Source organism: Rhodocaloribacter sp., assembly GCF_056451265.1.
In genome coordinates this window covers 1-23,748 of record NZ_JBWOPL010000028.1, presented here as the reverse complement: position 1 = coordinate 23,748, position 23,748 = coordinate 1, and the positions used below count along the sequence as shown (strand labels likewise).

The window sequence follows — 23,748 nt, the reverse complement described above, 5'->3', positions numbered from 1 at the left end:
GGGTCTGGTGTTGGCGACGCTGGTGGTGTTCGTGGGCACGTGGTTGCTGCACTCGTACCAGTGGTTCTGGCTTCGGGGTCAGTTTCCGATCACGGCGCCGGACATGCTGTTCTGGGGCATTCTCGGAGTGATGGTGGCCTTCAACGCGGTGAGCGAGGTACGTCGTGGTCGGAAGCGACGGCTGGGAAAGGAGCCTTGGCGGTTGGCGGCTTCGCTGGTGTACTCGTCGAAGGTGGTGGGAATGTTTGTTCTGATCACGGTGTTGTGGACGCTGTGGTCGAGTTCGTCGGTGGGGGAGTTTGTGTCGTTGCTGGGGGTGGCGGCCGGCAGTAGTGCGGCGAGTTGGTTGTGGTTGCTTTTGGGACTTGTGGGGTTGGTGCTGGCGGGGGTATTGATTCAGTGGTTGAACGAGCGCGGGGTGGCGTTGTCGGTGACGGGATCGAACCCGTCCTTCCGAAGGAGCGCGATGGCGACCACTATCGGCGGGTTGTTGTGGATGGCGTTGAGCGTGCCGAACGTTCAGGGTTTGCTGGGCGAGCGGGGAGGTGCGGTCGTCGCTTCGCTTCAGGAGTCGCACTTCAATCAGCGGGATCAGGATCTGCTCGAACGCGGCTATTACGAATCCCTGCTCGAACCCAGCAATTTCACCGATGCCCTCTGGCAGGTGCAGGTCAGCCGCCCGAAAGGGTGGGACCAGACCATTGTGCAGGCCGGAGCCGCCGAGCGCACGGACGACCTCCTCCGGTATCGCCTCGTCCCGGATGTGGAGACGACGTTCAAACAGGCCAGGCTCAGCACGAACCGGTGGGGGATGCGCGACCGCGACTATGAGCAAGCCAAGCCGGCGCATACGTATCGCATCGCGTTGCTCGGAGCTTCGGACGAGATGGGGTGGGGCGTCAACGACGACGAGGTCATCGACGAGGTGGCCGAGCGGCGGCTCAACGAGGAACTGGCGGGAAAAGGCGGCTACGACCGGTACGAGATCCTCAACTTCGCCGTCTCCGGATATGCGCTTCCTCAGAACGTCATCATCACGGAAGACAAGGTGCTCGACTTCGAGCCGGATGCGTTGCTCTACATGGCGCACGCGAACTATGCCGAGCGCCTGCTCGACACGCTCACGCGCACGCTCGTCGAAGGCGCTGACCTCCGGTACGAGTTCCTCCGGGACATCCGGCGCCGGGCGGGGATCGAGACGGGCATGGACGCGAAGGAGGCGGAGCGCCGGTTGCATCCCTTCGTCGATGAGATCATTGCCTGGGGGTATCGCCGCATCGTCGAGGATTGCCGGGCGCGCGGCGTCACACCGGTGTGGGTCTTCCTGCCGCGCACGTATGACTCTGAGGAGGACCTGAGCGAAGTGCAGTCGCACCTCGAAGCGCTCGCGCGTGAGGCCGGTTTTGTCACCCTCTCACTCGACCAGGCCTACCGGGGGCGCGACACCCGAATGCTTCAGCTGGCGCCGTGGGACAAGCATCCCAATGCCGGCGCGCACCGCCTGCTGGGCGAGGAACTGGCCGAGCAGTTGCTTCGGAAGGCCGCCGTCCTTAATCTCATGCCCGCCGGAGAGACCCCGGCCCGGACCACCGACGTCGAGACGGACGGGTAGCCCTGAAATGCCCCCGCACCGCGAGGCGGCTCATGCTCTTTCGGGATGACGCCCCTTAAAAAATTGACCTTCATCACCCTTTTCAATCCCAAAGAAAAAAAAGAGGCACACACATGGGAGTTCAGACTGGCGAAATCAAAGCCACCGTTAAAGATTACATCCTCGACGAGTTCCTCCCCGGCGAAGACCCGGAGGCGCTCACCGACGACACGCCGCTCATCACGGGCGGCATCCTCGATTCCATCGCCACCGTGAAGCTGGTCGGCTTCCTCGAAGAGCGTTTCGGCGTGCAGTTCAGCGCCCACGAAATGAGCGCCGATTACCTCGACACGCTCGATGACATCGCCGAGATCGTTTCCTCGAAAATGTGAGGCTCATGCATCGTCTTGATCATCTCGTCGAACGGTCGGCGGCGCGTCTGCCCGGGCACGTTGCGGTGGAGGACCCGAGCCGGGCGACCGCCATCACGTACGGCGCGCTCAACGCGATCACGGACCGCATACGGGATCACCTCCGTGCCCTGGGCGTGCAGCCGGGCGACCGGGTGGGGATCTATGCGCCGAAGTCCATCGGCACGGTTGCGTCCCTCTTCGGCATTCTCAAAGCCGACGCCGCCTACGTGCCCGTCGATCCCGGCGCTCCGCCCGCCCGCAACGCCTTCATCTTCAAAGACTGCTCCGTCAGGGCCGTGCTCGTCGACCGGAAGAAGGTGGAAGGGTTGCGGGGCGAATATGAAGGGCAGGAACTCCGAGAGGTCGCCGCGCTCGACGATCTGGTCCCGTACGGTGCGGACCTCGTGCTCTTGAGCGTGCCGCCGCAGCCGATGGCAGGCCCGCCGGTTGATACCGACAACCTCTCGTACATCCTCTATACGAGCGGGTCCACGGGCAAGCCGAAGGGGGTCATGCACACGCACGCGAGCGCCCTCAGCTTCATCGACTGGTGCTCTACGGTCTTCGAACCGACGCCGGAGGACAAGTTCTCCTCCCACGCGCCGTTCCACTTCGACCTCTCGATCCTCGACATCTACGTGCCGCTCAAGCATGGCGCGACGCTCGTGCTCATCGGGGAGAGCCTCGGCAAACAGCCCGCGCAACTCGCGCAGGTCATCGCTGAGACCGGCATCACCGCGTGGTATTCGACGCCCTCCATCCTCCGGCTCCTCGTCGAGTTCGGGAAGATGGAAACGCACGACTACTCGGCGCTGCGGATCGTCAACTTCGCCGGCGAAGTCTTCCCGGTGAAGCACCTCCGGGCGCTCACGAAAATCTGGCCCCATCCCCGGTATTTCAATCTGTACGGTCCGACCGAGACGAACGTCTGCACGTATTACGAGGTCGATCTCCCCGTGCCGGAAGACCGGACCGAGCCGTATCCCATCGGCCGGGCATGCTCCGGCGACGAGTGTATGGTGGCGGATTTCGACTATCGCGAGGTGGCGCCGGGTGCGGAGGGCGAACTGCTCGTCACCGGCGGCTCGGTGATGCGCGGGTACTGGAACCTGCCCGAACGGAATGCGCAGGCGTTCCATATCGGCGAAGACGGCAAGCGGTGGTACAAGACCGGCGACGTCGTCCGCGACGGCGGCGGTGGATGTTACGTCTTCGTCGGGCGGCGTGACCGGATGGTCAAACGCCGGGGCTATCGCGTCGAACTCGGAGAGATCGAGTCGGCGCTCTACCGGCATCCGGCGGTGACGGAAGCGGCCGTCGTGGCGTTGCCGGACGAGCAAAACGGCGTGCTCATCAAAGCGTTCATGAACTGGATGGACGATTCGAAGCCGTCGCTCATCCGGCTCAAGCAGTTCTGCGCGAAAAACCTGCCGCTCTACATGATCCCGGACCGGTTCTCGTTCCTCGATACGTTGCCGAAGACCTCCACGGACAAGATCGACTATCAGCGTCTGAAGACGCTTCCGTGACGCATGGAGCGCGCCGGTTCGCTCTTGCTCGAACCGATGCCCGGGCGCCTTCGCGCAATTGCGACGGCGCTCGTCATCGTTTTCCCACCCCATCATTTCTCGACCCCTCGTGACCATGGATTTTACGCTCACCCAGGATCAGAAGGTTTTTCGAAACGAGATCATCCGGTTCGCCAAAAAGGAACTCAACGACGGCGTCATCGAACGCGACCGGAACCAGGAGTTCCCGCATGATCTATGGCTCAAATGTGGGGAGATGGGGCTTCAGGGGTTGCCGGTGCCGGAGGAATACGGCGGGGTGGGCCTGGACCCGCTCTCGACGGCTCTCGCGCTCGAAGCGCTCGGGTACGGCTGTGAGGACGGCGGGCTCGCCTTCTCGATCTGCGCCCACCTGCTCGCCTGTGTCGTTCCCATCTGGAAACACGGCAACGATGAGCAGAAGGCGAAGTACCTGCCGAAACTCGCCAACGGCTCGATGATCGCCGTCAATGCGATGTCGGAGCCGGGCTCGGGGTCGGATGCGTATGCGATGAAGACCCGCGCCGTGAAAGACGGCGACGGCTATCGGATCAACGGAACGAAGATCTGGAGCACGAACGGTCCCGTCGCAGACCTCGCCGTGGTCTATGCCGTGACGGATGCGGAGAAAGGCTATTACGGCGGCATCACGATCTTCCTCGTCGAGAAAGACACGCCGGGCTTCTCGCCGGGCCAGAAGTTCGAGAAGATGGGCCTTCGCACCTCGCCCATCGGAGAGATCGTCCTCGAAGACGTGTGGGTGCCGGACTCGGCGATGCTCGGCGAGTTGGGTTCGGGCACGCTCATTTTCACGCAGTCGATGGAGTGGGAGCGGGTGTGCATCGGCGCGATGCATTGCGGCACGATGAACCGGCTCATGGACAGGGCCATCAAGTATGCCCGCCGGCGGGAGTCGTTCGGGCAGAAGATCTCGAAATATCAGGCCGTCTCGCACAAGATCGTCGACATGAAGATCCGGCTCGAAGCCGCCCGTCTGCTCGCGTACAAGGCCGCCACCCGCCTCGACAAGGCCCGCGACGTCGCCATCGACGCCTCGATGACGAAGGTGTTCATCAGCGAGGCCCTCGTACAGACCGCCCTCGACACGGTGCAGATCTTCGGAGGAAACGGCTTTACGACGGATTATCAGGTCGAACGCACGCTCCGCGATTCGATCGGAGGCAAGATCTATTCGGGCACGAACGAAGTTCAGCGCAACATTCTGGCGAAATGGCTCGGGCTCTAGGGTCGAACGTTTCGGGCGCACGGGGGTTTACGGTCGAAAAGCTACATCCTCCACGTACGTCCGGTGACCGTCATGGCTGAGGCGTCCCGCCCTTCGCCCCCCAAGCCGCCCGAGATTCGCCCCCTGAAGCCGCGCACGGCGCGTTTGCTCATCCTGTTCGCGCTCCTGGCCGCGCTCGCCTTCTCCGCATGGGCCGCCTATTTCGTGATCACCGCCTCGAACGATCCCGAACTTCAGGAGCGGATCGAGCGGTTGAAAGAGGACGGGCCTCCCTCCGATGCTCCGCCGCCCGCCGAGGCGCCGCCTCGATAAGCTTTTCGCACATGTGTGGTTGCGTCGTGTTGCTCGGTGACGGCGCAGGGCAGGAGGTGCGCGCGACGCAGACGAGCCCCGGTCTTCATAGCGCGAAGGCCGCCGGTCCGGGAGACGCGAGGAAGAAGTGGGAGCGGCGTTCGGGGAAAGCGCGCCGGTAGCGCTCGCGCCATCGCGCGAGGAGCGTCTCGGCTTCCGCTTCGGGGAGGAGCGCCCACACCGATCCGCCGAAGCCTGCCCCGAAGGCCGAGGCCGCCGCGGCCCCGAGTTCGCGGGCCGAGCGGGCGAGGTAGACGGTCTCCGGGATCTGGTTTTGCAGGAGCCGTTCGGCGCACGCCTGCGAGGCATCGACGAGGCGGCCGAACGTGGACAGATCAGCCGCGCCGAGGGCTTCGACGGCGACGGGAAGGATGCGGTGGTGCTCTTCGAAGAAGTGTTCGAAACGGGCCGTGAGGTCGGCGGTCGTGAAGTCGGGCCCGGCATATGTGGAAAGGATGCGGCGCATACGCTCGGGCGTGAAGCCGGGGCGTTCGAGGATCGCGCCGAGGTGGGGAGCGTCGTCGCCGGTGGCGGCGCGCCAGGCTGCCGCCGCTTCCGCCGCCAGGAGCGCGGCCCGGTTGTATAGCGCGCGGGCCGCGCCGGCCTTCTCGGCCACGACCCCGCTCACGCCGATGCCGAAAACGTATCCCTCGGGCAGAGCCGCCGTGTGGAGGAGGCGGACGGGCGCGTAAGCAAAATGGCGGAGCGCGCCCGGCTTCGAACAGAGAATGGCGGTATGATCCTCGCTTCCTCCAAACGTGCCCACGCCCCGGTCGCCGGCAAGCGCGCCGAAGGGGCGTCCGTTCTCCATCGAACCGAGGTACCGGGCAAGCGCCGTCCGTTCCGGGAGGTTCGCGCGGAAAGCGGGGTGGTGTTCGAGGTCATTGATTGCGGCGAGCGCGAGGAATACGGCGACGACGAAGGCGCTCGAACTGCTCATCCCGGCGGCGCGGGGCAGGTCGCCGGAGAAGGCGAGGCGCGCGCCGAGAAGCCCCGGCCCGAAGTTCATCGCCACACGCCGGGCGACGGTCATCGGGTAGTTCGCCCAGTGGTCCGCACGCGGGACGAGGTCCGGAGCGAGGGGGAAAGCGACGGCTTCCCCCGTCGTCGTCTCCGTGAGGTGCAGTCGCGCACCGGCTTCCGGGGTCGCGACGAGGCTGAAGCCCCGGGGGACGGCGCATACGAGGCTGCCCCCGCCGGCATAGTCGGTGTGCTTCCCGAGCACTTCGATGCGACCCGGAACGAAAAATGCGTGCGCCGGTCGGCCCCCCGGGACGCCGTCGCGGAGGAGCGAGCGGGCGGCCCGGGTGAGGTAGGTCGCGTGGGAGCGGGCGGCCTCCGGCGGAAGCCCGGCCCCGGCAAGGCGGTCTCGAAGGGCGGCGGAATCGAGCAGATCGGAGAGGGTCACGGGCGGCGATGGCATGGTGAAGGGGAACCGGGAAAGGGGGGAGGGCGCTCAGACGCGCCCCCTCGAAGCCCCGAGCACGAGGGCGGCCCCGATGAGGTGCGCCACACGAAGGGGCTCCGGCAGGCTCGACTTGTGGAGGGCGGCGCGGGTGAGGCGGGCGGCGTGCTCGAAGTCCGTGCCCGCACAGGTGAGGAAAAGGCCGTTCCCGAGACGCCGGGTGGGCGGGAGGCGGTCGAGGATGGGCAGGCGGTCGGTCAGTCCGGCCGCGCGGAGCGCTCCGGCAAGGCGGCTCGTCGTGGTGTCGCGGCGTGTGACGGCGAGCACGGGCCGTCCGAGGCGTTCGGCGAGGGCGGCGAGGTCCACGAGGCCGAGCCCCGCGATGGTGACCCCCCCGAGCACGACGGCCTGAAGCGAGGCGTGCCACCGAAGCCCCGACACCCACGTCGCGAGGTAGTCCGTCGCGCCCGCACCGTCGACCGGAAAGGCGTCGATGGCGACGCCTTCGACGAGGTCCGGTCCCTCCATCATCACCCCCACGATGGGCGTCTCATGCGCCTGACGCTTGTCGAACGGGGCGTCGTCGATGCCGAGCAGGTGGGGGCGTATGGCGGGCATGGGCGGGCGGTTTATTCAAGCATCGAGGTCAACCGTTCTTCGACGCGGTTGGTCGGGCCGGGTTCTTTCAAGGCGCGTGGAGATTCCCTCCGAGAAACCTCCGGTGAGCGATTGCCTCCGCCTTCGATAACCCCTAGCTTCCGGCTTCCGTTTTCGCTCCGATCCCGGGCGCGAGGACCCTCCTGTGCAGAACCCACTAATAAAAGACCCGGACGATCATGATCAAACTCGGCATCATCGGGACCGGAAACATGGGGCATCACCATGCCCGGGAGTTCTCCGCGCTCGACGGGTGCGCGCTCGTCGCCGCGTGCGACCGCGACCGTGAGCGGGCCGAGGCCTTTGCGAAAGAGTATGGAATCCCCGGCGTGTACACCGACGTGGCGGACCTGCTCGCCGGAACCGCGCTCGACGCCGTCGTGATCGTGACCCCGGATGACTCGCACGCTCCGATTGCCCTCCTGGCCATTGCCGCCGGGAAGCACGTCTTGTGCGAGAAGCCCCTCGCCGAAAACGCGGAAGATGCGCGGCGTATGGCCGAGGCCGCCGAGAAGGCGGGCGTCGTCAACATGGTCAACTTCACGTACCGACGCTCGCCCGCGCTGCAAAAGGCCCGCGCGCTCGTCGCCGAGGGCAGGCTCGGGCGGATCATCGACTTCGAGGCCCACTACCTGCAAAGCTGGCTTACCTCGAAGGTGTGGGGAGACTGGGCCACGGAGGAGATGTGGCTGTGGCGGCTCTCCACGGCGCACGGCAGCCAGGGCGTCCTCGGCGACATCGGCGTGCACATCCTCGACCTGGTCAGCTTCCCCGCCGGGGACTATGCCTCGGTGCAATGCCGCCTCAAGACGTTCCCGAAAGCCGACGGCGACCGCATCGGCGCGTACCGACTCGACGCGAACGACTCGGCCTTCATCACGGCCGAACTGACGAACGGCGCCATGGGCGTCATCCACGCGAGCCGGTGGGCCACCGGATACCGGAATGCCCTCGCCCTCTCGCTGCACGGCGACAAAGGCGCGCTTCGCTTCGACCTCGAACACGAGGATGATCTGCTCGAAGTCTGCCTCGGCGACGACGTGGACACCGTGACGTGGCGGTCGGTTCGATGTGAGAAGACGCCCTCGAATGCGGAACGCTTTCTCGAAAGCATCCGCACCGGACGGAACGATCAGCCCGATTTTGCGCGCGGGGCCGCCATTCAGGCGGTCATCGACGCCTGCTTCGCCTCCGACGCCGAAGGACGGATGGTGACGCTGTGACGCCCGGGCGGCTCGCCGCCGTCGGGATGGCCGGCGTTCGGAGGCAGGGGTGAGGAGCGGCGCCGGGTTTCCTCCATCGGGTCATCGGCGGCCCCCGACGAATCCGCTCATCGTCCATACGCTCTTCGCGCGGGAGGCCTCGCGGTTCGAGGGTCGGCGACTCCGATGACGCGCCGGAATCTCTCAGTCTGCGCCGTGCGCGCCCCATTGCCGCACGAGCGCTTTCGTATAGGCGAGCGAGCGTTCGAGGTTTTGCACGGTGTTCCATTCGAAGCGGCTGTGGTAGTCGTATCCGCCGTTGAAAACGTTCGGCGTGGGCAGGCCCATCTCCGAGAGGCGCGAGCCGTCGGTGCCGCCGCGCACGAGCTCCTCTTCGAGCGTGATCCCCATGGCTTCCGCCGCCGCAAACGCAAACGTGATCGCGCGTGGATCCTTTGCTTCGATGTACGACCGCATGTTTTTGTACTGATCCTTGATCTCGAGCGTGATTTTCGCCTTCGGATATTTGAGGTGGGAAAGCTCGACGAGGCGGGTCACGAAGTCTTTCCGCCGTTGCATGCCCGCGTCGGTGAAGTCGCGGAGGATGAGCCGGGCTTCGGCGCGGGAGGCGTCTCCGGCCGTGGTCGTGTGCGGGTGGAAGTAGCCCTCGCGGCCTTCGGTCGTCTCGGGCGCTTCGGCCTCCGGGAGCGCGGCGATCATCTCGGCGAGGATGCGGGCGGCGTTCACCATGACCCCTTTCGCATACCCCGGATGGACCGTCACGCCCTCGACGGTGATCTTCGCCGCCGCCGCATTGAACGTCTCGAAAGAGATCGTGTCGATCCCGCTTCCGTCGAGCGTATAGGCGACGTCCGCGCCGAGCACGCCGAGGTCGAGCCTTTCGACGCCGCGCCCGATCTCCTCGTCGATGGTGAAACAGAGGCGGATCTTCGGGCGGGGCGTTTCGGTGTCGCGGATGAGGTCTTCGGCAAGCTGCATGAGCACGGCCACGCCCGCCTTGTCGTCGCTGCCGAGGAGCGTCGTGCCGTCGCTCGTGATGAGGTCTTCGCCGACGTGCCGGAGGAGCGCGGGTTGGCGTTCGGGGTCGAGCCGCACGGTCGGGTCGCCGGGGAGCGTGAGCACACCGCCGTCATAGTTTCGGTGCACGACGGGCTTCACGTTCGCGCCGGATTCGTCCGGAGCGGTGTCCATGTGGGCGAGGAGGGCGACGACGGGCGTCCGCGCCGCCTGCGCCTCGGGGAGCGTCGAGGGGAGCGTGCCGAAGACGTATCCCCACCGGTCCATCATCGCGTCCTCGACGCCGAGGGCGCGGAGCTCTTCGAGCAGCAGCCGCCCGAGGTCTTTCTGTTTCTCGGTCGAAGGGGTCGTCTCCGAGTTCGGGTCGGATTGCGTATCGATCTGCACGTAGCGGAGAAACCGGCGGGCCACACCGGGGAGGGTATCCATGTCGAAACGGTCGGTCAGGTGAAGAGAGTCAGGGGTCGCGCGGTGGAAGGGAAAAGCGCGCCGGATCAGGGCGCATACTCGAATTCGTAGTACGTGGCGGTCGTCCGGAACTGCCGGGCGGCGTGGAAAGGCGTTCGGATGCGGGTGCGAAAGCGAATCGTATGGGGGACCCGGTCGTTCCTCAGCGTCGGGCGAATGTGGACGAAATACCGACTTTCTTCTCTGAAGAGGAGCGCCCGATCGGTTCGCTCGATGGCGATGGCGATGAGCGAGCCGGTGTCCCGTGTGACGTACAGGCGAACGCGCCGGAGGCTCTGCTCATCCCCGGTCTTCGGGCGGGCGCGCACTTCCAGGACCCGCGCCGTCTCGTCCCACAACAGGGTGTCCGGAAGGAAACGGTAGTCGAAAGCATCCCGGTTGCGAGCGAGGAGGAACGGAGGATCCTCGGGAAGGAGGTACGGCGCGAGGTCGACGGGGGCGACGTCCTTCACGTTTTCGGAGACGAACCGGTTGAAGAAGCCATAGTCGAACGTTCCGCCGGAGTCGGCTTCGACCAGGATGGCGCGATGCGCGTCGCCTTCTTTTTTGAATCGGACCACCCGCTCGGTGAAGGCGATCACCCGGTCGTTTTTGTCGAACTGCTCGGTGCGGCGGTGGCGGGTGAAGGAATACCGGTTGAGCGCCTCGAAAGCATGGTCGAAGGCGGAGCGGTCGACGGCGCGGAGGGCGGTTAGGACAGAGTCCCGTTCGGCTTCCGAGGCGGCCGAACCCGGCGCCTCCGAAGCGGCATCCGGCGTGCGCCCACATCCGAGAAGGGTGAGGAAAGTCAGCAGGGCGGCGGCCGCAATCGGCGTGCGAAGGTTCATCAAGATGGTGCGAATCGGGCGAGAGATAGCGTATCGGATGGGGGACTTCCGTATGTTTGCGGGATCAGGCCGGGGGGCGCCTGCACGGTTCGTCCCGCTTTTCGAGGCGATCCGGGGACGCGCCGGGGGTGTCGAATACCCGGCGCCCCGAAGGGAACGCGCCGGGACGGTTGCGGCTCCGGGTGCGACGTCAAGATCAGAAAAAAACACGCCAATCAAAATGAGTGAACGAAGCGGCGGAGCGCCGCGCCGACCGCCTGCCACGAATCCCGCCGCCTCCGACGACCTGTATGAGCGCGCGCGGGACGCCGCCGTCGAGGCCGCGAAACGGGCGGGGGCGCTCATCCGTCTCCACGCCGGTCGGGTCGCCACGGGCGAGGTGCGCGAGAAGGGGGTGCACGACCTCGTCACCCACGTCGACGAAGAGGCCCAGCGCATCATCATCGACGTGCTCCGGGAAGCTTTTCCGGACTTCGGGGCGCTCGCCGAGGAAGGTGCGGACGACGACCGCCTCAACCCCGTCGCCGACGGCCATCGGTGGATCGTCGACCCCATCGACGGCACGACGAACTTTACGCACGGCGTGCCTCCGTACGCCGTCAGCATTGCGCTTCAACGGGACGCTTCGCTCGTGCTCGGCGTCGTGCTCGACGTGGCGCGGGACGAACTCTTCACGGCCGTCCGCGGGCGCGGGTTGTACGTCAACGGTGTGCGGGCGCGGGTCAGCCGGGCGGCTGCGCTCGACGAGAGCCTCCTCGCCACCGGCTTCCCGTACCGCCGTTATGCCCATATCGACCGTTATCTCGAAGTGCTTAAACGCTTCCTCCTCACCGCGCGGGGCGTGCGTCGGCACGGCGTCGCCTCCATCGACCTTGCCTACGTGGCGTGCGGCCGCTTCGACGGCTTCTTCGAGACCGGCCTTCGCCCGTGGGACGTGGCGGCGGGCAGGGTGCTCGTCGAGGAGGCGGGCGGCCGCGTCACCGATTATGCCGGCGCCGGCGACCCCGTCTTCGACCGGCAGATCGCAGCTTCGAACGGGCGCATCCACGACGCCATGCTCGACGTCCTCGGCGACATGGCGGACGTGCGGCTGTGAAGGGCTTTGCGGTCAGGGGCTCGCCTGTCGGTTCACGTCAGGGGCTCCCTTCGGTCGCCGTCATGTGCGCCTTCGGCGCGTCAAGCTCACACACCCATGCGGTTCGTGGCATGGGCTCGCCGTTCGGGAATGTGTGAGGTGCATCGCTCGGGGTTCGATAGCGGCGGAGGTGGCTTCACATAAGAGGGTTCATTACTTTACGCGCCGTATCCCAACCAAACTCCAAGCCTAGAACCAAACCACCCATGGGAAAATCTGGATATGGTCTGCTCGAAGGGAAATCCGGTGTGATCTTCGGAGCGCTCAACGAAAGCAGCATCGCGTGGGCCATTGCCGAGGCGGTGCACCGGGAAGGCGGACGTTTTGCCCTCTCGAACGCCCCCGTGGCCCGGCGCCTCGGCACGCTCGACGCCCTGGCCGAACGCACCGGCAGCCCCATCCTCTGGGCCGACGCCACCGACGACGAGGACCTCGCGAAGCTCTTCGAAGAGGTCAAGCAGACGTACGGCTCGATAGACTTCATCGTGCATTCCATCGGGATGGGGCTGAACGTGCGGAAGAACAAACCGTACGAAGCGCTGAACTACAACTGGTATCACAAGACCCTCGACATCTCCGCCATCAGCCTGCACCGCATTGTCCGGCACGCGCTCGAGACGGGTGCGCTCGCCGACGGCGCTTCCATCGTGGCGCTCTCCTACATCGGCGCGCAGCGGATCTTCTCGAAGTACTCCGAGATGGGCGACGCGAAGGCGCTGCTCGAAAGCATCGTCCGCGCGTTCGGGTACCGGCTCGGCAAACGGGGCATTCGGATCAACGCCGTCTCGCAGAGTCCGACCCGCACCACCGCCGGCTCCGGCATCGACGGCTTCGACGCCATGTACGAGTTCGCCCAGCGCCTGGCTCCCCTCGGCAACGCCGACGCTGAGAGCTGCGCCGACTACGTGGTTTCGCTCCTGAGCGACCTCACGCGCATGGTCACCATGCAGACGCTCTTCCACGACGGCGGCTTCAGCGCCATGGGCATCTCGGATGAACTCGTCGAAGATCTGAGCGCAGCGCTGACGCCGAAGGAGTGAAAGGGGCCGGTGCGGCGTCGCTCCCGCAACCAATGGCCCGTTCACGCGTGAACAGAACTCATCCCCAAGGCCGCTCTCTTCTTTCCATGCTTTGTTCCGAGTCTCTCCGGGTGGTGACTTTTCGCACGGTTCTGCGCTTGCTCTTTCTCGGGGCTCTGCTCCCCGGCGTCTCCGCGCCCACGGCGGCCCGCCAAGCGGAGATGCGCCTCACCGGAGAAGACGCGCGGCCCGTCTTTTATACCATCGCGCGGAAAGCCATCGTCTATAACCGACCGGATTCGACGCAGCCCTATGTGCAACTGAGCTTCCGGGAGCCGGTTTTTCTGCTGGAAGAGCGGGGGGACTGGCGGCGCGTCCGCACCCGCGACGGGGCGCACGGGTTCGTCCACGCCTCGGCGCTCTCGAACGTGTGGATCCGCATCTCGAAGAGCCGGCGCACGGTCTACGTCTACCGGGGGGGGCGCCTCGTCAAGGCGCTTCCGGCCGATCTCGGGCGCAACTTCTTCGCCGACAAAGAGCGGCAGGGTAGTTTGAGCGATCCGGATCAGTGGCGCACGCCGAACGGGGTCTTCTTCGTCGCTGCCAGGAATCCGAGGAGCAAATTTTACAAAGCCCTCGTGCTCAACTATCCGAATGGAGAAGACGCCGAGCGCGGGCTTCGTCAGGGGTTGATCTCGCAGCGGCAGTATGAGGCCATCCTCCGGGCGGAGCGCGAGTATCGGACGCCGCCCATGAACACGGCCCTGGGCGGCATGATCGAGATCCACGGCGCCGGCACGGGCGCGCGCAGCGACTGGACGCAGGGGTGCGTGGCCGTGCGGAACGCGCACATGGACGAACTCTGGGCGCTCGTCCATGTCGGCACGCCGGTGCTCATCGAACCCTGAGGGGGCGATGGCCGTTGGAACCTTATCCGCGAGGCACGCGGTGGCAGTCATGCATGAATGGAAGCGGGCACAGATGATGAGACAGATCGGGATCGGATTGCTGGCGGCCCTGATGCTCCTCGGCGCGAAGCCGACGCAGGGGCAGGATCGCGCGCCGAAGCCGCTGGCTTTTGACCAGCCCTTTGCGCCCGGACCCGTGTACGTGGTTCGGGTCGAGGGGATGATCGACAACGGGCTGGCGCGATATCTCCACCGGGCCCTCGATGAAGCCAAGGCGGAGGACGCAGCGCTCGTCGTCTTCCACGTCGACACCTTCGGCGGGCTCGTCGATGCGGCGGACAAGATCCGGAAGGACGTCCTCGATGCGCCGGTTCCGACGGTGGCCTTCATCGACAAGAACGCCGCCTCTGCGGGAGCGCTCATCTCGTATGCCGCCGACCGCATCGTGATGGTCCCCGGCGCGTCTATCGGCGCGGCGACGGTGGTGGAGGGCGCCGGCGGCGAGGCGGCGCCGGACAAGTATCAGAGTTACATGCGCGGGCTCATGCGCGCCACTGCCGAGGCGAACGGGCGCGACCCCCGCATCGCCGAGGCGATGGTCGATCAGAAGCTCGACGTCGAGGGCATCTCGCCCGCCGGACAGGTGCTCACGCTCTCGGCTCGGGAAGCGCTCGGCGTGGGCGTGGCCGATGCCATTTTGCCCTCGCTCGACGCCGTGATCGACGCTTTCGGTTTGTCGGAGCGCCCCCGCGTGGTCCACGACGCGACGGGCTTGGAGCGCGCGCTTCGCTTCCTCGGCTCTCCGGTCATGCAGTCGCTGCTCATGCTGATGATGCTCGGCGGCCTGTACTTCGAACTTCAAACGCCGGGGGTCGGCTTCCCCGGACTGATGGCGCTGCTCGGCGCGGCGCTCTTCTTCGGGCCGCACTACATGCTCGGGCTCGTCGAAAGCTGGGAGATCGTCCTTTTCGTGCTGGGCGTGGTGTTGCTCCTCCTGGAAATCTTCGTCATCCCGGGCTTCGGCGTGGCGGGCATCTCCGGGATCGTTCTCGTGGTGATCTCTCTCGGCGCGGGGCTGATCGGCAACGTCGGGTTCGAGTTTCCTTCCGGCGAGGCCGTTACCTCCGCCATCACCACGATGGCCGTGACGCTGGTGCTGCTCGTGATTCTTATCTTCTCCCTGGGGCGGTATCTTCCCGACTCCGGACGGGTCCATCAGCTGGTGCTCGCGCCCGAGCTTTCGAGCGCCGAAGGGTACACCTCCGCCGACACTCCGATCGAGCTCGAAGGACGCACGGGCCGGGCGCTCACGCCGCTCCGTCCTTCCGGACAGGTGGACATCGGCGGCGAGCGGGTGGACGTGATCACGGCGGGCGAGTTCATACCGCCGGGCGAGACGGTGCGCGTAGTGGCCGTGCGGGGGAGCCGCGTGGAGGTGCGCCGCGTGGAGCCCCTGCCCGACACCGGCGAAACATCTCCGGCATGAATCGTACACCCTGACCAACCCCGATTCCACAACGGACCCGCTATTTTGGAACTGCTCATCATCATAGGAATCCTGGCGGCCGGACTGCTCCTGATTGCAGCCGAAGTCTACCTGATTCCTGGTCTGAACGTTGTGGGAGTCATCGGCTTCGTCCTCATCGTCTTTGCCCTCGGATATGCCTTCGTCGAATCCGGATTCGTCGGGGGTGTCCTGGCGCTTCTGGGGACCCTCGCGGCGGGCGGCGCCCTGTTCTACGTCATGTGGCACTCGGGGGTGTGGGACCGCTTCGTCCTGGCGACGAGCCTTCGCCGGGACGACCGGCTGATCGCGCGGGAGAGTGAACAGCGCGCGCGTTATCTCGGCAAGACGGGCCGGGCGCTCACCCCGCTCCGGCCCTCGGGGGTCGTCGAGATCGACGGCGAGCGTCTGGAGGTGGCCACCGAAGGTGAGTTTATCGCTGCCGGGAGCAAGGTCCGCGTCGTGGCGATGGACCGTCGCCGCTACTTCGTCCGTCTCGCGGAAGCGCCGTCCGAAGAAAGCATCTCTTAAGCGGTGAGGCCCCGGAGCGCTGTTCGAATAGCGCGGTGATGCGGTCGTCTGTGGAAGCGCTCGGCCGGCGGGTTCTCTCCGTCGCCTCTGCTCCCGTCTTCGATGCCGCGTCGTCTCCATGCGCAACTTTTTGAGGGCGCGCGGGTCCATTAGGGGGCAAATGACGGGGCGGGCAGCCGGGTCTTTTGCCGCCGTTTTCCGTATCGAAAGATCTGATCTTCCCTATGACGCATGACCGTTTCCTTTTTGCCGGGCTGGCCTGTCTGGCCGTTCTGTGGGTCGCCGGATGCGCTCGCTCGTCCGCGCCAGCGCCCGACCTGGGACCGCCCGCGGGCTGGGTGGGCGACGACGCCCGGTGGTGGCGCGCCGACCTCGACACCACCGGCGTCTTCCGGGACCTCGAAACCCTTCAGACGATGGATCTCCTGGGAACGGACGTGACGTACGCCGCAAACCGTGCGTTGGCCGAGCAGTCGGGCGTGGCGCACCAGCAACTCGCCCGCGCCGTCAAGCAGAGCCTGATCCGCCTCTTCCGCAATCAGCCCGAGGTCATCGATTCGCTCTTCCAGCACTACGTCTTGCCGAAGATCGCCCGCGCCGACGTATCGGGCGATCCGCAGAAGCTCATGAACCGGCTCAAACGGGTGGGATACCAGACCATCCGCCGGCATTTTCTGGAGCCCCGGACCATTCGGAAGCTCGGCGCGGACATCCCGGTGCCGTATCCCGACAGTCTCCGGACACGACGCATCGGCGGCAAGGTCCGGTTGCAGGTTTTCATCAACGAGAAGGGAGAACCCGTTGCCGTGGAAAAGCTCGAAGGTGTTCACCCGGTGCTCGACGTCCTCGCCATGCGCGCCACGACCGAGATGCGTTGGCAGTCCGCCTATCTGCTCCGGGGCGGAAAGTCGGACCCCATTCCCTCATGGACGCGCTTCAAGGTGAACTTCAACGCACCGGAGACCCCCTGAACCGTGTGGAGCGGTGCGCCTGCGCAGGCTTCGGCTTGAGATGAAAAACTGTGACGTGAAACCCGGTCTGCAGGGAATTGGTATTGAAAAAGGTCAGGGTATTTTTGTTGTAGAGAAAGCATGCAATCTGGTGCTTTCCCGCTCCTGAATCGGCCCTTTCTCCCTATTTTATTGTAGATTCCGTAAAGAGACTATTCCAGTCCGATCGTCCCCACCCCGTTCTAACCGCGAAGAGTTATGGAGCGTGTATTTATTGTCGAAGATCATCCCATTTATCGGGAAGGGCTTGCCGGCTATGTCAACGAGGCGCCCGGCATTCAGGTGTGCGGGGTTGCGGACAACGTGCCGGAGGCGCTCGAGGGCATCGAGAAGACGCGCCCGCACCTGGCCGTCATCGATCTTCAACTCAAGGGATCGAGCGGCTTCGATCTCATTCAGGACATCCGCTACCGATGGCCGGATCTTCGCATCCTCGTTCTCTCGATGTATGACGAGATCCGGTACGCCGACCGGGTGCTCCGGATGGGGGCGCGCGGGTATGTGATGAAAGACAAGGGGCCGCAGACGGTCCTCAAGGCCATTCAAGCCGTCCTTCGGGGCGACATCTACGCCAGCGAACGGGTGAAGGATCAGTTGCTCATGGGCAAGGTCGACAAGTCGCCCACCGACGTGCTCACGGACCGCGAGCTTCAGGTCTTTCAGATGCTCGGCGAAGGGGACAGCGTGGCCGAGGTCGCGGAAAAGCTCAACCGGAGCCCGAAGACGATCCAGAATCACATCGATCACATCCGGAAGCGCATGAACATCCGGACGCGACAGGAGCTGTACCAGAAGTCGAAGGAGTGGGTGCTCGACCGCAACGACGCTGCTTCGTAGGCGAGGGGTCAGGCGCGCAGGAGCGGGCGCGTGAGGCACGTCGGGCCGCCCCCGCCCTTACGGGAGATCTCTTCGCCTTCGTACGTCCACACCTCGGCGCCGGCCTGCTCCAGCCGTCGCCGGGTGACGGGGTTGCCCGCCGCCATGAGGCACAGCCGGGGCGCGAGGGCCAGCACGTTGGAACCCAGCGTTTCGTATTCGTCATCCGGGACCTCCACGAGGCGGAAGCCGCGTTCGAGCAGCAGGTTTCGGAGCGGCACGGGCATCAGGCGCGCGTACACCACGGCGAGGTTCACGTCCACCGGGCTGAGGAAGGACATGAGGTGAAGCACATCTTCGGGGCCGTTCCAGTGGGGCAGGGGGACGGCCGTCACCGTGTCCACCCACTCGCCGAGGAGGGCGGCAAGCTGCCGGATGCCTTCGGCGTTCGTCCGGTAGCCTTCACCGACGAGGACCGTGCGGGCGTCGAGCCAGACGACGTCGCCGCCTTCGAGCCGCCCCGCCCCGGTAATGGCTCCGAGCACGGGGATGCCGAGCGCCGGGAGGTGCGCCGCCATCGCCTCCGGCTCGCGACGCCGCGCTTCCTTGCCCATCCGGCACAGAATGACGCCGCCGTCGGTGACGAGGGCGGCGTCGCGCACGTAGAGGGCGTCGAGGCCCGTGTCTGCGTGGGGAGGGAGGTAGTCGATCACGATGCCGAGCCGGTGGAAGGGCTCGGTGAAGCGCTCGTATTCATCGCAGGCGCGGGAGAAGTCGGGTGGGCCGAGGTAGTGGAGCGCGCGCCAGGAACGGGCAATGTGCGCAGGGCTTCGGAACGCATCGCGCGGGTGTTTGAGCAGGACGCGACGCATCGGGGCAACCATCGACGAACAGCCGAAGGACGGTGGGGGGGCGGGATGAGACGGGGAGGTGTGCGCCACGGGACGTTTATGCGTTGATGGAAAAGGGACGAAACGGACGGAGAACCGCCCGTCGGCAATTTCGCAAAGGTGAGTTGCCCGATCAATGCGGATTTTTCATCCAAGTTGATTACCTTGTCTCTCGAAATTCACCCGTGGGACCTAGCCATCAGGGCCGTGGCGTTGACACGAGACCGTTTCGGATGACTCTTGCGTCTTCCAAACAGTCTTTACCGGTTGCTATTGTTGCTGATTTTATGGATGAGGGAAAGCAAGGCGTGCGGCTTCGGGAGATCGAGACCGAGGCGGACATGCGCCATGCCCTGTCGATTCGGGAAGTCGTATTCGTGGAAGAGCAAGGCATCCCGCGTGCATCCGACCGCGACGGTCGTGATGCTGAGGCCCTTCATGTGCTTGCCTTCATGGGAGAGACGTGTGCGGGGACGGGAAGGCTGCTGGCGCGGGCGGATCGCATCGGGCATCTCGCTCGCATCGCCGTCTTGCCTGTGTTTCGCGGACAGGGGTTGGGGCGGCGCATCGTGGAGGCGCTCGAACGCCTCGCGGTCCGTGAAGGAATGTGCGGCGTTTACCTCGAAGCCCACGAAGCACGCACCCCCTTCTACCAGAAACTGGGCTATACAACCGTCCCGGCTACGAAGTGGGTCGGCTCGCACCGGCTCGTAGCGATGACAAAGGCCATCGGAGCGCACGAAGAAGCAGGAACGAAACCGATATAAGACCGACGGTCCTGCGGAAAAGAGCGATCGGTCGGCCTGCGGATCCTTTCCGCGGACATCCCCGGTGAGGGACCGCCTCAACTGAAACCCAAAAAAAGAGCATGACTGGTGAGCCGTTCACAATTCTGTTGGTAGAGGACAATCCGGCCCACGCGGAACTGGTGGTGCGGAGTTTCGCGGAGCATCGCATTGCCAATCATATCGTGCACGTCTCCGACGGAGAGTCGGCCCTCGAATACCTCTTCGCCAAAGGGGTCTATGCAACGCAGGAAAACCACACCCTACCACACGTCATCCTGCTCGACCTGCGCCTCCCTCGCATCGACGGGCTGGAGGTGTTGCGGCAAATCAAGGAATCCGAGCGACTCAAACGCATCCCGGTCATCATCCTGACCACCTCTTCGGCCGAGAAGGATGCGGCTCGTGCCTATGAGCGGAACGTCAACAGTTACGTCGTCAAACCCATTGACTTCTCGCAATTCACCAAACTGATGGACGACCTGGGCATGTACTGGCTGGGATGGAATTATTTCCCCTGGTCGTGAACCCCCAATCCGGGGCCCCCGGGCAGATTTTGCCGGAGAATATCCTGTCTGTGCTTCGGAGGGGGCACAAGTTGGTCATATGTCTTACTTTGGCGCGGCGCCTCGGACGGGTTTGCGGCCGGTTGCCTCACGGATCGGACCGCTCGGAATCCGGCATTCTTGAGGCATATGCAAGGTCGTACGGGAGAGGAAAAGGTCAATATTCCGGCTTATCTCTCGATCTTTGCTCCGCGGTTCCTTGGTGACGATTGCAGGCTTGGAAGCTCGTCCGTCCGGGGCGGCCCTGCTTGCGCCTTCCGGTACGATTGAGAAGCGCACTCCATGATCCCCCCTTATCCGATCATCTGCTATCTTACCGTACTCACGTGGCATACCACAAGAAATGATTCCGGACTCCCTGGCGTTGGCGGTCCTCGTGGATGGCCTTGCCCTCGTGGTCATGGCGGCGGCGCTGGTTCGTATGCGATCCCTGAGCGTTGGGAGGCTCAGGGGGGCGGTCATGGTCGCTGCCGGGGGGCTTCTTGTCGGGATGCTCCTCGTCGGCGATCTCGTCGCGCTCCTGAGTGATTTGCCGGCGGAGACGTATCGTGCCTTTCGGCTGACTTATGGCTGGGCGGGAGTGCTCGCCGGAGCAAGCGCCATCGCCGTCGGTTTCATCATTACGATCAGGGAATTGCGGGGCGCGCCCGACGATAAGGAGGTGGAAATGTTCGACACCATGCGGGAGGATTCGGGGGGGCGGGGGCCATCGTCTCCGTCCGCGTCGGCGTCTATGATGGAGGCGGTGCATCGGATGGCGCGGATCGGAGCCTGGGAATGGCAGGTGAAGGAGCAACGCGCCGGCTGGTCCGATGAGACGTATCGCCTGCTGGGGCTGGAGCCGCAGTCGCTGGAACCCACGCCGGATGTTTCTCTGAGCTTCGTTCATCCGGACGACCGGGGCGCTCTTCGGGAGGCGGCGGCGCGTCTTTCCGCCGGAGCACAGACCGCGGCGCTGGAGTTTCGCGTCCTGCGTGCGGACGGGGCCGTGCGCGCATTCCGGGGGGAAGGCACGGTGGAACGAGACGCCGGGGGCGCGGTGGTTCGCATCTTCGGATTCGTGCAGGACGTCACCGAGCCCAAACGAGCCCCGGAGCGCGAGCGCGAGCAGGAAGACCTCCTCCGACTGGCCCTCGAAGGCGCGCGGATGGGCACGTGGGACTGGAACATGCGCACCGGTGAGATCACCTGGAGCGATCACGTGGAAGAACTTTTCGGCCTGCCGCCCGGCCGATTCGACGGTTCGTTCGAGATGTATCTCTCGCTCGTGCACCCGGAGGATCGGGCGAAAATGGATGAAGCCATCGAGGCGTCGCTGGCAGGTGCGGAGAGGTATTACGTCGAGCACCGCATCTTCTGGCAAGACGGCACCATACACTGGCTTCAGGGCAAGGGGCAAGTGTACCGGGACGAGACCGGTGCGCCGGTGCGCATGGCGGGGATCGTCGCGGACATCACCGAGCAAAAACATGCCCGTGAGGCGTTGCGGGAGAGCGAGGCGCGGTACCGGGCTCTCGTCGAACACGCTCCCGAGGCCATCGTCGTGCTCGACGTCGAGACCGGACGCTTCGTGGACTGCAACGCGAACGCGGAGATGTTTTTCGGGCTCTCGCGGGACAATTTCTTTGAGTTCGGTCCTCTGGATCTGAGTCCGGAGGTTCAGCCCGACGGTCGCGACAGCGCCGAGGTCGCCCGCGAGGTGCTCGGGCGCGCCTCGGAGGGGGAAGAAGTGACCTTCGAGTGGATGCACACGGACGTGAGCGGCACGGAGATCCCCTGCGAAGTGCGCCTGGTGCGCCTGCCTGCGCGCGGACGCATCCTCGTGCGGGGAAGCATTATGGACATCAGCGACCGGAAAAGGGCCCGCGAGCGGTTGATCCTGACCCAGTTCTCCCTCGACCACGCTGCCGATGCCGTCTTCTGGATCGACGCCGAAGGACGCTTTTTCTATGTCAATGAGGAAGCCTGCCGCCTGCTGGCGCACGAACGCGAAGCCTTGCTCGGCATGACCCTGCCCGACATCGACGAAATCATCACCCGCGCCTACTGGCCCTCGCTATGGACGCTGGTGCAAAACGCCGGGACGTTCAAGTGGGAATCGCGGCTGTGGCGAAAAGACGGCGCCTGGGTTCCCGTCGAATGGCATCTCAACCATCAGGACTTCGAGGGGCGATCCTTCATCTGTGCGTTCGTGCGGGACATGAGCGATCGGAAAGTGGTGGAGGAGGCCCTTCGCGCCAGCGAGGAGCGGTATCGGGCGTTCGTGGCCAACAGCAGTGAGGGAATCTGGCGATGCGAACTGGAGGCGCCCTTCCCCGTGGCCTTGTCCGAGGAAGAGCAGATCGACCGCATCATGCGGACGGGCTTTCTTGCCGAATGCAACGTCGCTTTTGCGCGGGATCTCGGCTATGAATCGCTCGAAGACGTGCTGGGGATGAACATGGGCGATCTCTTTGGCGAGGAGCATTCTTTTCGCGCGTCGATCCTCCCGGCATTCGTTCGATCCGGATACCGCCTGGTCGACGTAGAGACCAGGGAGCGCGACCGCGAAGGGGGCGTGCGCTATTTCCTGACCAGCCTCGTGGGCGTAGTCGCCGATGGATGCTTTTACCGGGCCTGGGGCACCCATCGTGAGATCACCGACCGGAAGGTGGCCGAAGAAGCCCTGCGCGAGAGTGAGGCGCGGCTCGCACGGGCCCAGCGGATCGGCAGGATGGGGAGCTGGATGTGGGACCTCGGAACCGGCAAGCAGCACTGGTCGGATGAGACGTTCCGCATCTTCGGATACGAACCGGGAGAAGTGGAAGAGAGTCGGGAATTCTTCCTGGCTCGTGTGCATCCGGAGGACGTGGAACACGTTCGGAAGGTCGTGGCGGACATGCTCGAGCGCCGGGAGCCGTTCTCGCTCGAATATCGCATCCGCTGGCCCGACGGCTCCGTGCGCACGGTTCAGGCCGAGAGTGTGGTCAACGTCGATGACGAGCACGGCGCGCTCCGGCTCGAAGGCATGGTGATGGACGTGACCGAACGGAAAGAGGCCGAAGCGGCGCTCCAGCGCACGCAGCAAGCCCTCGACGCCGCCGCCGACGCGGTCTTCTGGATCAGGGAAGATGCCGGCCTCCTGTACGTCAATGCTGCGGCCTGCCAGTTGCTCGGGTACACGGAAGAAGAACTCTGGCAATGCTCCGTCTACGACATCATGCCGGGGGATATTGAATACGACTGGTCGATCGTCTGGGATGCCGTTCGGATCGCGGGGACGTATACGTTCGAGGCAAGGCATCGAAGGAAAGACGGCTCGATCGTCCCGGTGGAGGTCTCTGCCAGGTTCATGGTTTTCGGCGAGCGACCCTTCATTTGTGCGTTTGCCCGCGACATCACCGAGCGGGTGCAGGCGCAACGCGAGCGGGAGCGACTCATCGCGGACCTGGAGGCCAAGAACGCCGAGCTGGAACGCTTCACGTATACCGTCTCCCATGACCTCAAAAGCCCCCTCGTCACCATCAAGGGGTTTCTCGGGTTGTTGCGAGAGGACCTTCGCGCGGGCGACCGGGATCGGATCGATCAGGATATGCTCAGGATCGAGAAGGCCGCCGACAAGATGCAGCGTTTGCTCGAAGAACTGCTTCAGCTTTCGCGTATCGGCCGACTGGTTAATCCACCCGAGCAGGCTGCGCTGGAGTCGTTGGTTCGGGAGGCTCTGGAGCAGGTGTCCGGCCGCATCGAGGAGGGCCGCGTGGCGGTGACGGTAGGGACGGAGATGCCGCCGGTCCGGGGCGACCGCGTGCGCCTGCTCGAAGTGTTCCAGAACCTGATCGACAACGCGGTCAAGTTCATGG

At 65.0% G+C, this 23,748-nt stretch carries 21 protein-coding genes; 16 read left to right on the top strand and 5 right to left on the bottom strand.

The features are described from left to right. The 5 genes from AC1HIY_RS04055 to AC1HIY_RS04035 form a co-directional block, all read left to right on the top strand. A partial coding sequence (locus AC1HIY_RS04055; protein WP_479575430.1) for an SGNH/GDSL hydrolase family protein occupies window positions 1–1,612 on the top strand: 1,612 nt, incomplete at its 5' end. Between the two features lie 113 nt (window positions 1,613–1,725). Next, window positions 1,726–1,983, top strand: a complete 258-nt coding sequence (locus tag AC1HIY_RS04050; protein ID WP_456427359.1) for an acyl carrier protein — start codon at window positions 1,726–1,728, stop codon at window positions 1,981–1,983. Window positions 1,984–1,988: 5 nt separating this feature from the next. Next, window positions 1,989–3,533 (top strand): amino acid adenylation domain-containing protein, encoded by a 1,545-nt coding sequence (locus AC1HIY_RS04045; protein WP_479575429.1) that lies wholly within the window; start codon window positions 1,989–1,991, stop codon window positions 3,531–3,533. A gap of 115 nt (window positions 3,534–3,648) precedes the next feature. Further along, window positions 3,649–4,797, top strand: a complete 1,149-nt coding sequence (locus tag AC1HIY_RS04040; RefSeq protein WP_479575428.1) for an acyl-CoA dehydrogenase family protein — start codon at window positions 3,649–3,651, stop codon at window positions 4,795–4,797. A 72-nt stretch (window positions 4,798–4,869) separates the two neighbouring features. Further along, the gene (locus AC1HIY_RS04035; protein WP_479575427.1) at window positions 4,870–5,109 is read left to right on the top strand and encodes a hypothetical protein; all 240 of its coding nucleotides are present in this window, start codon (window positions 4,870–4,872) and stop codon (window positions 5,107–5,109) included. Window positions 5,110–5,194: 85 nt separating this feature from the next. On the opposite strand, the gene AC1HIY_RS04030 is transcribed toward AC1HIY_RS04035, so the two are convergent. Beyond that, entirely contained in the window at window positions 5,195–6,556 is a 1,362-nt protein-coding gene (locus AC1HIY_RS04030; RefSeq protein WP_479575426.1) for a GHMP family kinase ATP-binding protein, read from the bottom strand. Window positions 6,557–6,604: 48 nt separating this feature from the next. Beyond that, complete coding sequence (locus tag AC1HIY_RS04025; RefSeq protein WP_479575425.1) at window positions 6,605–7,171, bottom strand: endonuclease dU; 567 nt, start codon at window positions 7,169–7,171, stop codon at window positions 6,605–6,607. A gap of 218 nt (window positions 7,172–7,389) precedes the next feature. Between AC1HIY_RS04025 and AC1HIY_RS04020 the strand changes: the two genes are divergently transcribed. Then, on the top strand, window positions 7,390–8,433 hold the full coding sequence (locus AC1HIY_RS04020) for a Gfo/Idh/MocA family protein (RefSeq protein WP_479575424.1): 1,044 nt from the start codon (window positions 7,390–7,392) through the stop codon (window positions 8,431–8,433). A 183-nt stretch (window positions 8,434–8,616) separates the two neighbouring features. Here the strand turns inward: AC1HIY_RS04020 and pepT are convergent, their stop codons facing one another. Together pepT and AC1HIY_RS04010 are read right to left on the bottom strand one after the other, a co-directional pair. Beyond that, a complete protein-coding gene (gene pepT, locus AC1HIY_RS04015; protein WP_479575423.1) occupies window positions 8,617–9,879 on the bottom strand; it encodes a peptidase T in 1,263 nt (420 codons plus the stop codon). A gap of 65 nt (window positions 9,880–9,944) precedes the next feature. Beyond that, window positions 9,945–10,745 (bottom strand): hypothetical protein, encoded by an 801-nt coding sequence (locus AC1HIY_RS04010; protein WP_479575422.1) that lies wholly within the window; start codon window positions 10,743–10,745, stop codon window positions 9,945–9,947. A 220-nt stretch (window positions 10,746–10,965) separates the two neighbouring features. Here AC1HIY_RS04010 and AC1HIY_RS04005 point away from each other — a divergent pair, with 220 nt between their 5' ends. The 7 genes from AC1HIY_RS04005 to AC1HIY_RS03975 all read left to right on the top strand — a co-directional run bounded on the left by AC1HIY_RS04005 (window position 10,966) and on the right by AC1HIY_RS03975 (window position 17,689). Next, window positions 10,966–11,841, top strand: a complete 876-nt coding sequence (locus AC1HIY_RS04005) for an inositol monophosphatase family protein (protein ID WP_479575421.1) — start codon at window positions 10,966–10,968, stop codon at window positions 11,839–11,841. Window positions 11,842–12,086: 245 nt separating this feature from the next. Beyond that, window positions 12,087–12,920: an enoyl-ACP reductase FabI gene (locus tag AC1HIY_RS04000; protein WP_479575420.1), complete on the top strand. Its 834-nt coding sequence runs from the start codon at window positions 12,087–12,089 to the stop codon at window positions 12,918–12,920. A 200-nt stretch (window positions 12,921–13,120) separates the two neighbouring features. Then, window positions 13,121–13,807, top strand: coding sequence for a L,D-transpeptidase family protein (locus tag AC1HIY_RS03995; RefSeq protein WP_479575419.1), 687 nt, complete (start codon window positions 13,121–13,123; stop codon window positions 13,805–13,807). Window positions 13,808–13,880: 73 nt separating this feature from the next. Further along, window positions 13,881–15,293: an NfeD family protein gene (locus AC1HIY_RS03990; RefSeq protein ID WP_479575418.1), complete on the top strand. Its 1,413-nt coding sequence runs from the start codon at window positions 13,881–13,883 to the stop codon at window positions 15,291–15,293. Window positions 15,294–15,338: 45 nt separating this feature from the next. Then, window positions 15,339–15,842, top strand: a complete 504-nt coding sequence (locus AC1HIY_RS03985; RefSeq protein ID WP_479575417.1) for an NfeD family protein — start codon at window positions 15,339–15,341, stop codon at window positions 15,840–15,842. Between the two features lie 224 nt (window positions 15,843–16,066). Next, complete coding sequence (locus AC1HIY_RS03980; RefSeq protein ID WP_479575416.1) at window positions 16,067–16,813, top strand: energy transducer TonB; 747 nt, start codon at window positions 16,067–16,069, stop codon at window positions 16,811–16,813. Window positions 16,814–17,050: 237 nt separating this feature from the next. Further along, complete coding sequence (locus AC1HIY_RS03975; RefSeq protein ID WP_479575415.1) at window positions 17,051–17,689, top strand: response regulator transcription factor; 639 nt, start codon at window positions 17,051–17,053, stop codon at window positions 17,687–17,689. Between the two features lie 8 nt (window positions 17,690–17,697). Here the strand turns inward: AC1HIY_RS03975 and AC1HIY_RS03970 are convergent, their stop codons facing one another. Further along, the gene (locus AC1HIY_RS03970) at window positions 17,698–18,540 is read right to left on the bottom strand and encodes a dimethylarginine dimethylaminohydrolase family protein (RefSeq protein WP_479575414.1); all 843 of its coding nucleotides are present in this window, start codon (window positions 18,538–18,540) and stop codon (window positions 17,698–17,700) included. 251 nt (window positions 18,541–18,791) lie between these two features. On the opposite strand from AC1HIY_RS03970, the gene AC1HIY_RS03965 reads away from it, so the two are divergent. The 3 genes from AC1HIY_RS03965 to AC1HIY_RS03955 all read left to right on the top strand — a co-directional run. Beyond that, window positions 18,792–19,325 carry a GNAT family N-acetyltransferase gene (locus AC1HIY_RS03965; RefSeq protein WP_479575413.1) on the top strand — a complete coding sequence of 178 codons (534 nt, stop codon included), beginning with the start codon at window positions 18,792–18,794 and terminating at the stop codon, window positions 19,323–19,325. A 101-nt stretch (window positions 19,326–19,426) separates the two neighbouring features. After that, window positions 19,427–19,870, top strand: a complete 444-nt coding sequence (locus AC1HIY_RS03960) for a response regulator (protein WP_479575412.1) — start codon at window positions 19,427–19,429, stop codon at window positions 19,868–19,870. A 382-nt stretch (window positions 19,871–20,252) separates the two neighbouring features. Continuing rightward, window positions 20,253–23,748: PAS domain S-box protein (locus tag AC1HIY_RS03955; protein WP_479575411.1), on the top strand; the 3,496-nt coding region annotated here is incomplete at its 3' end.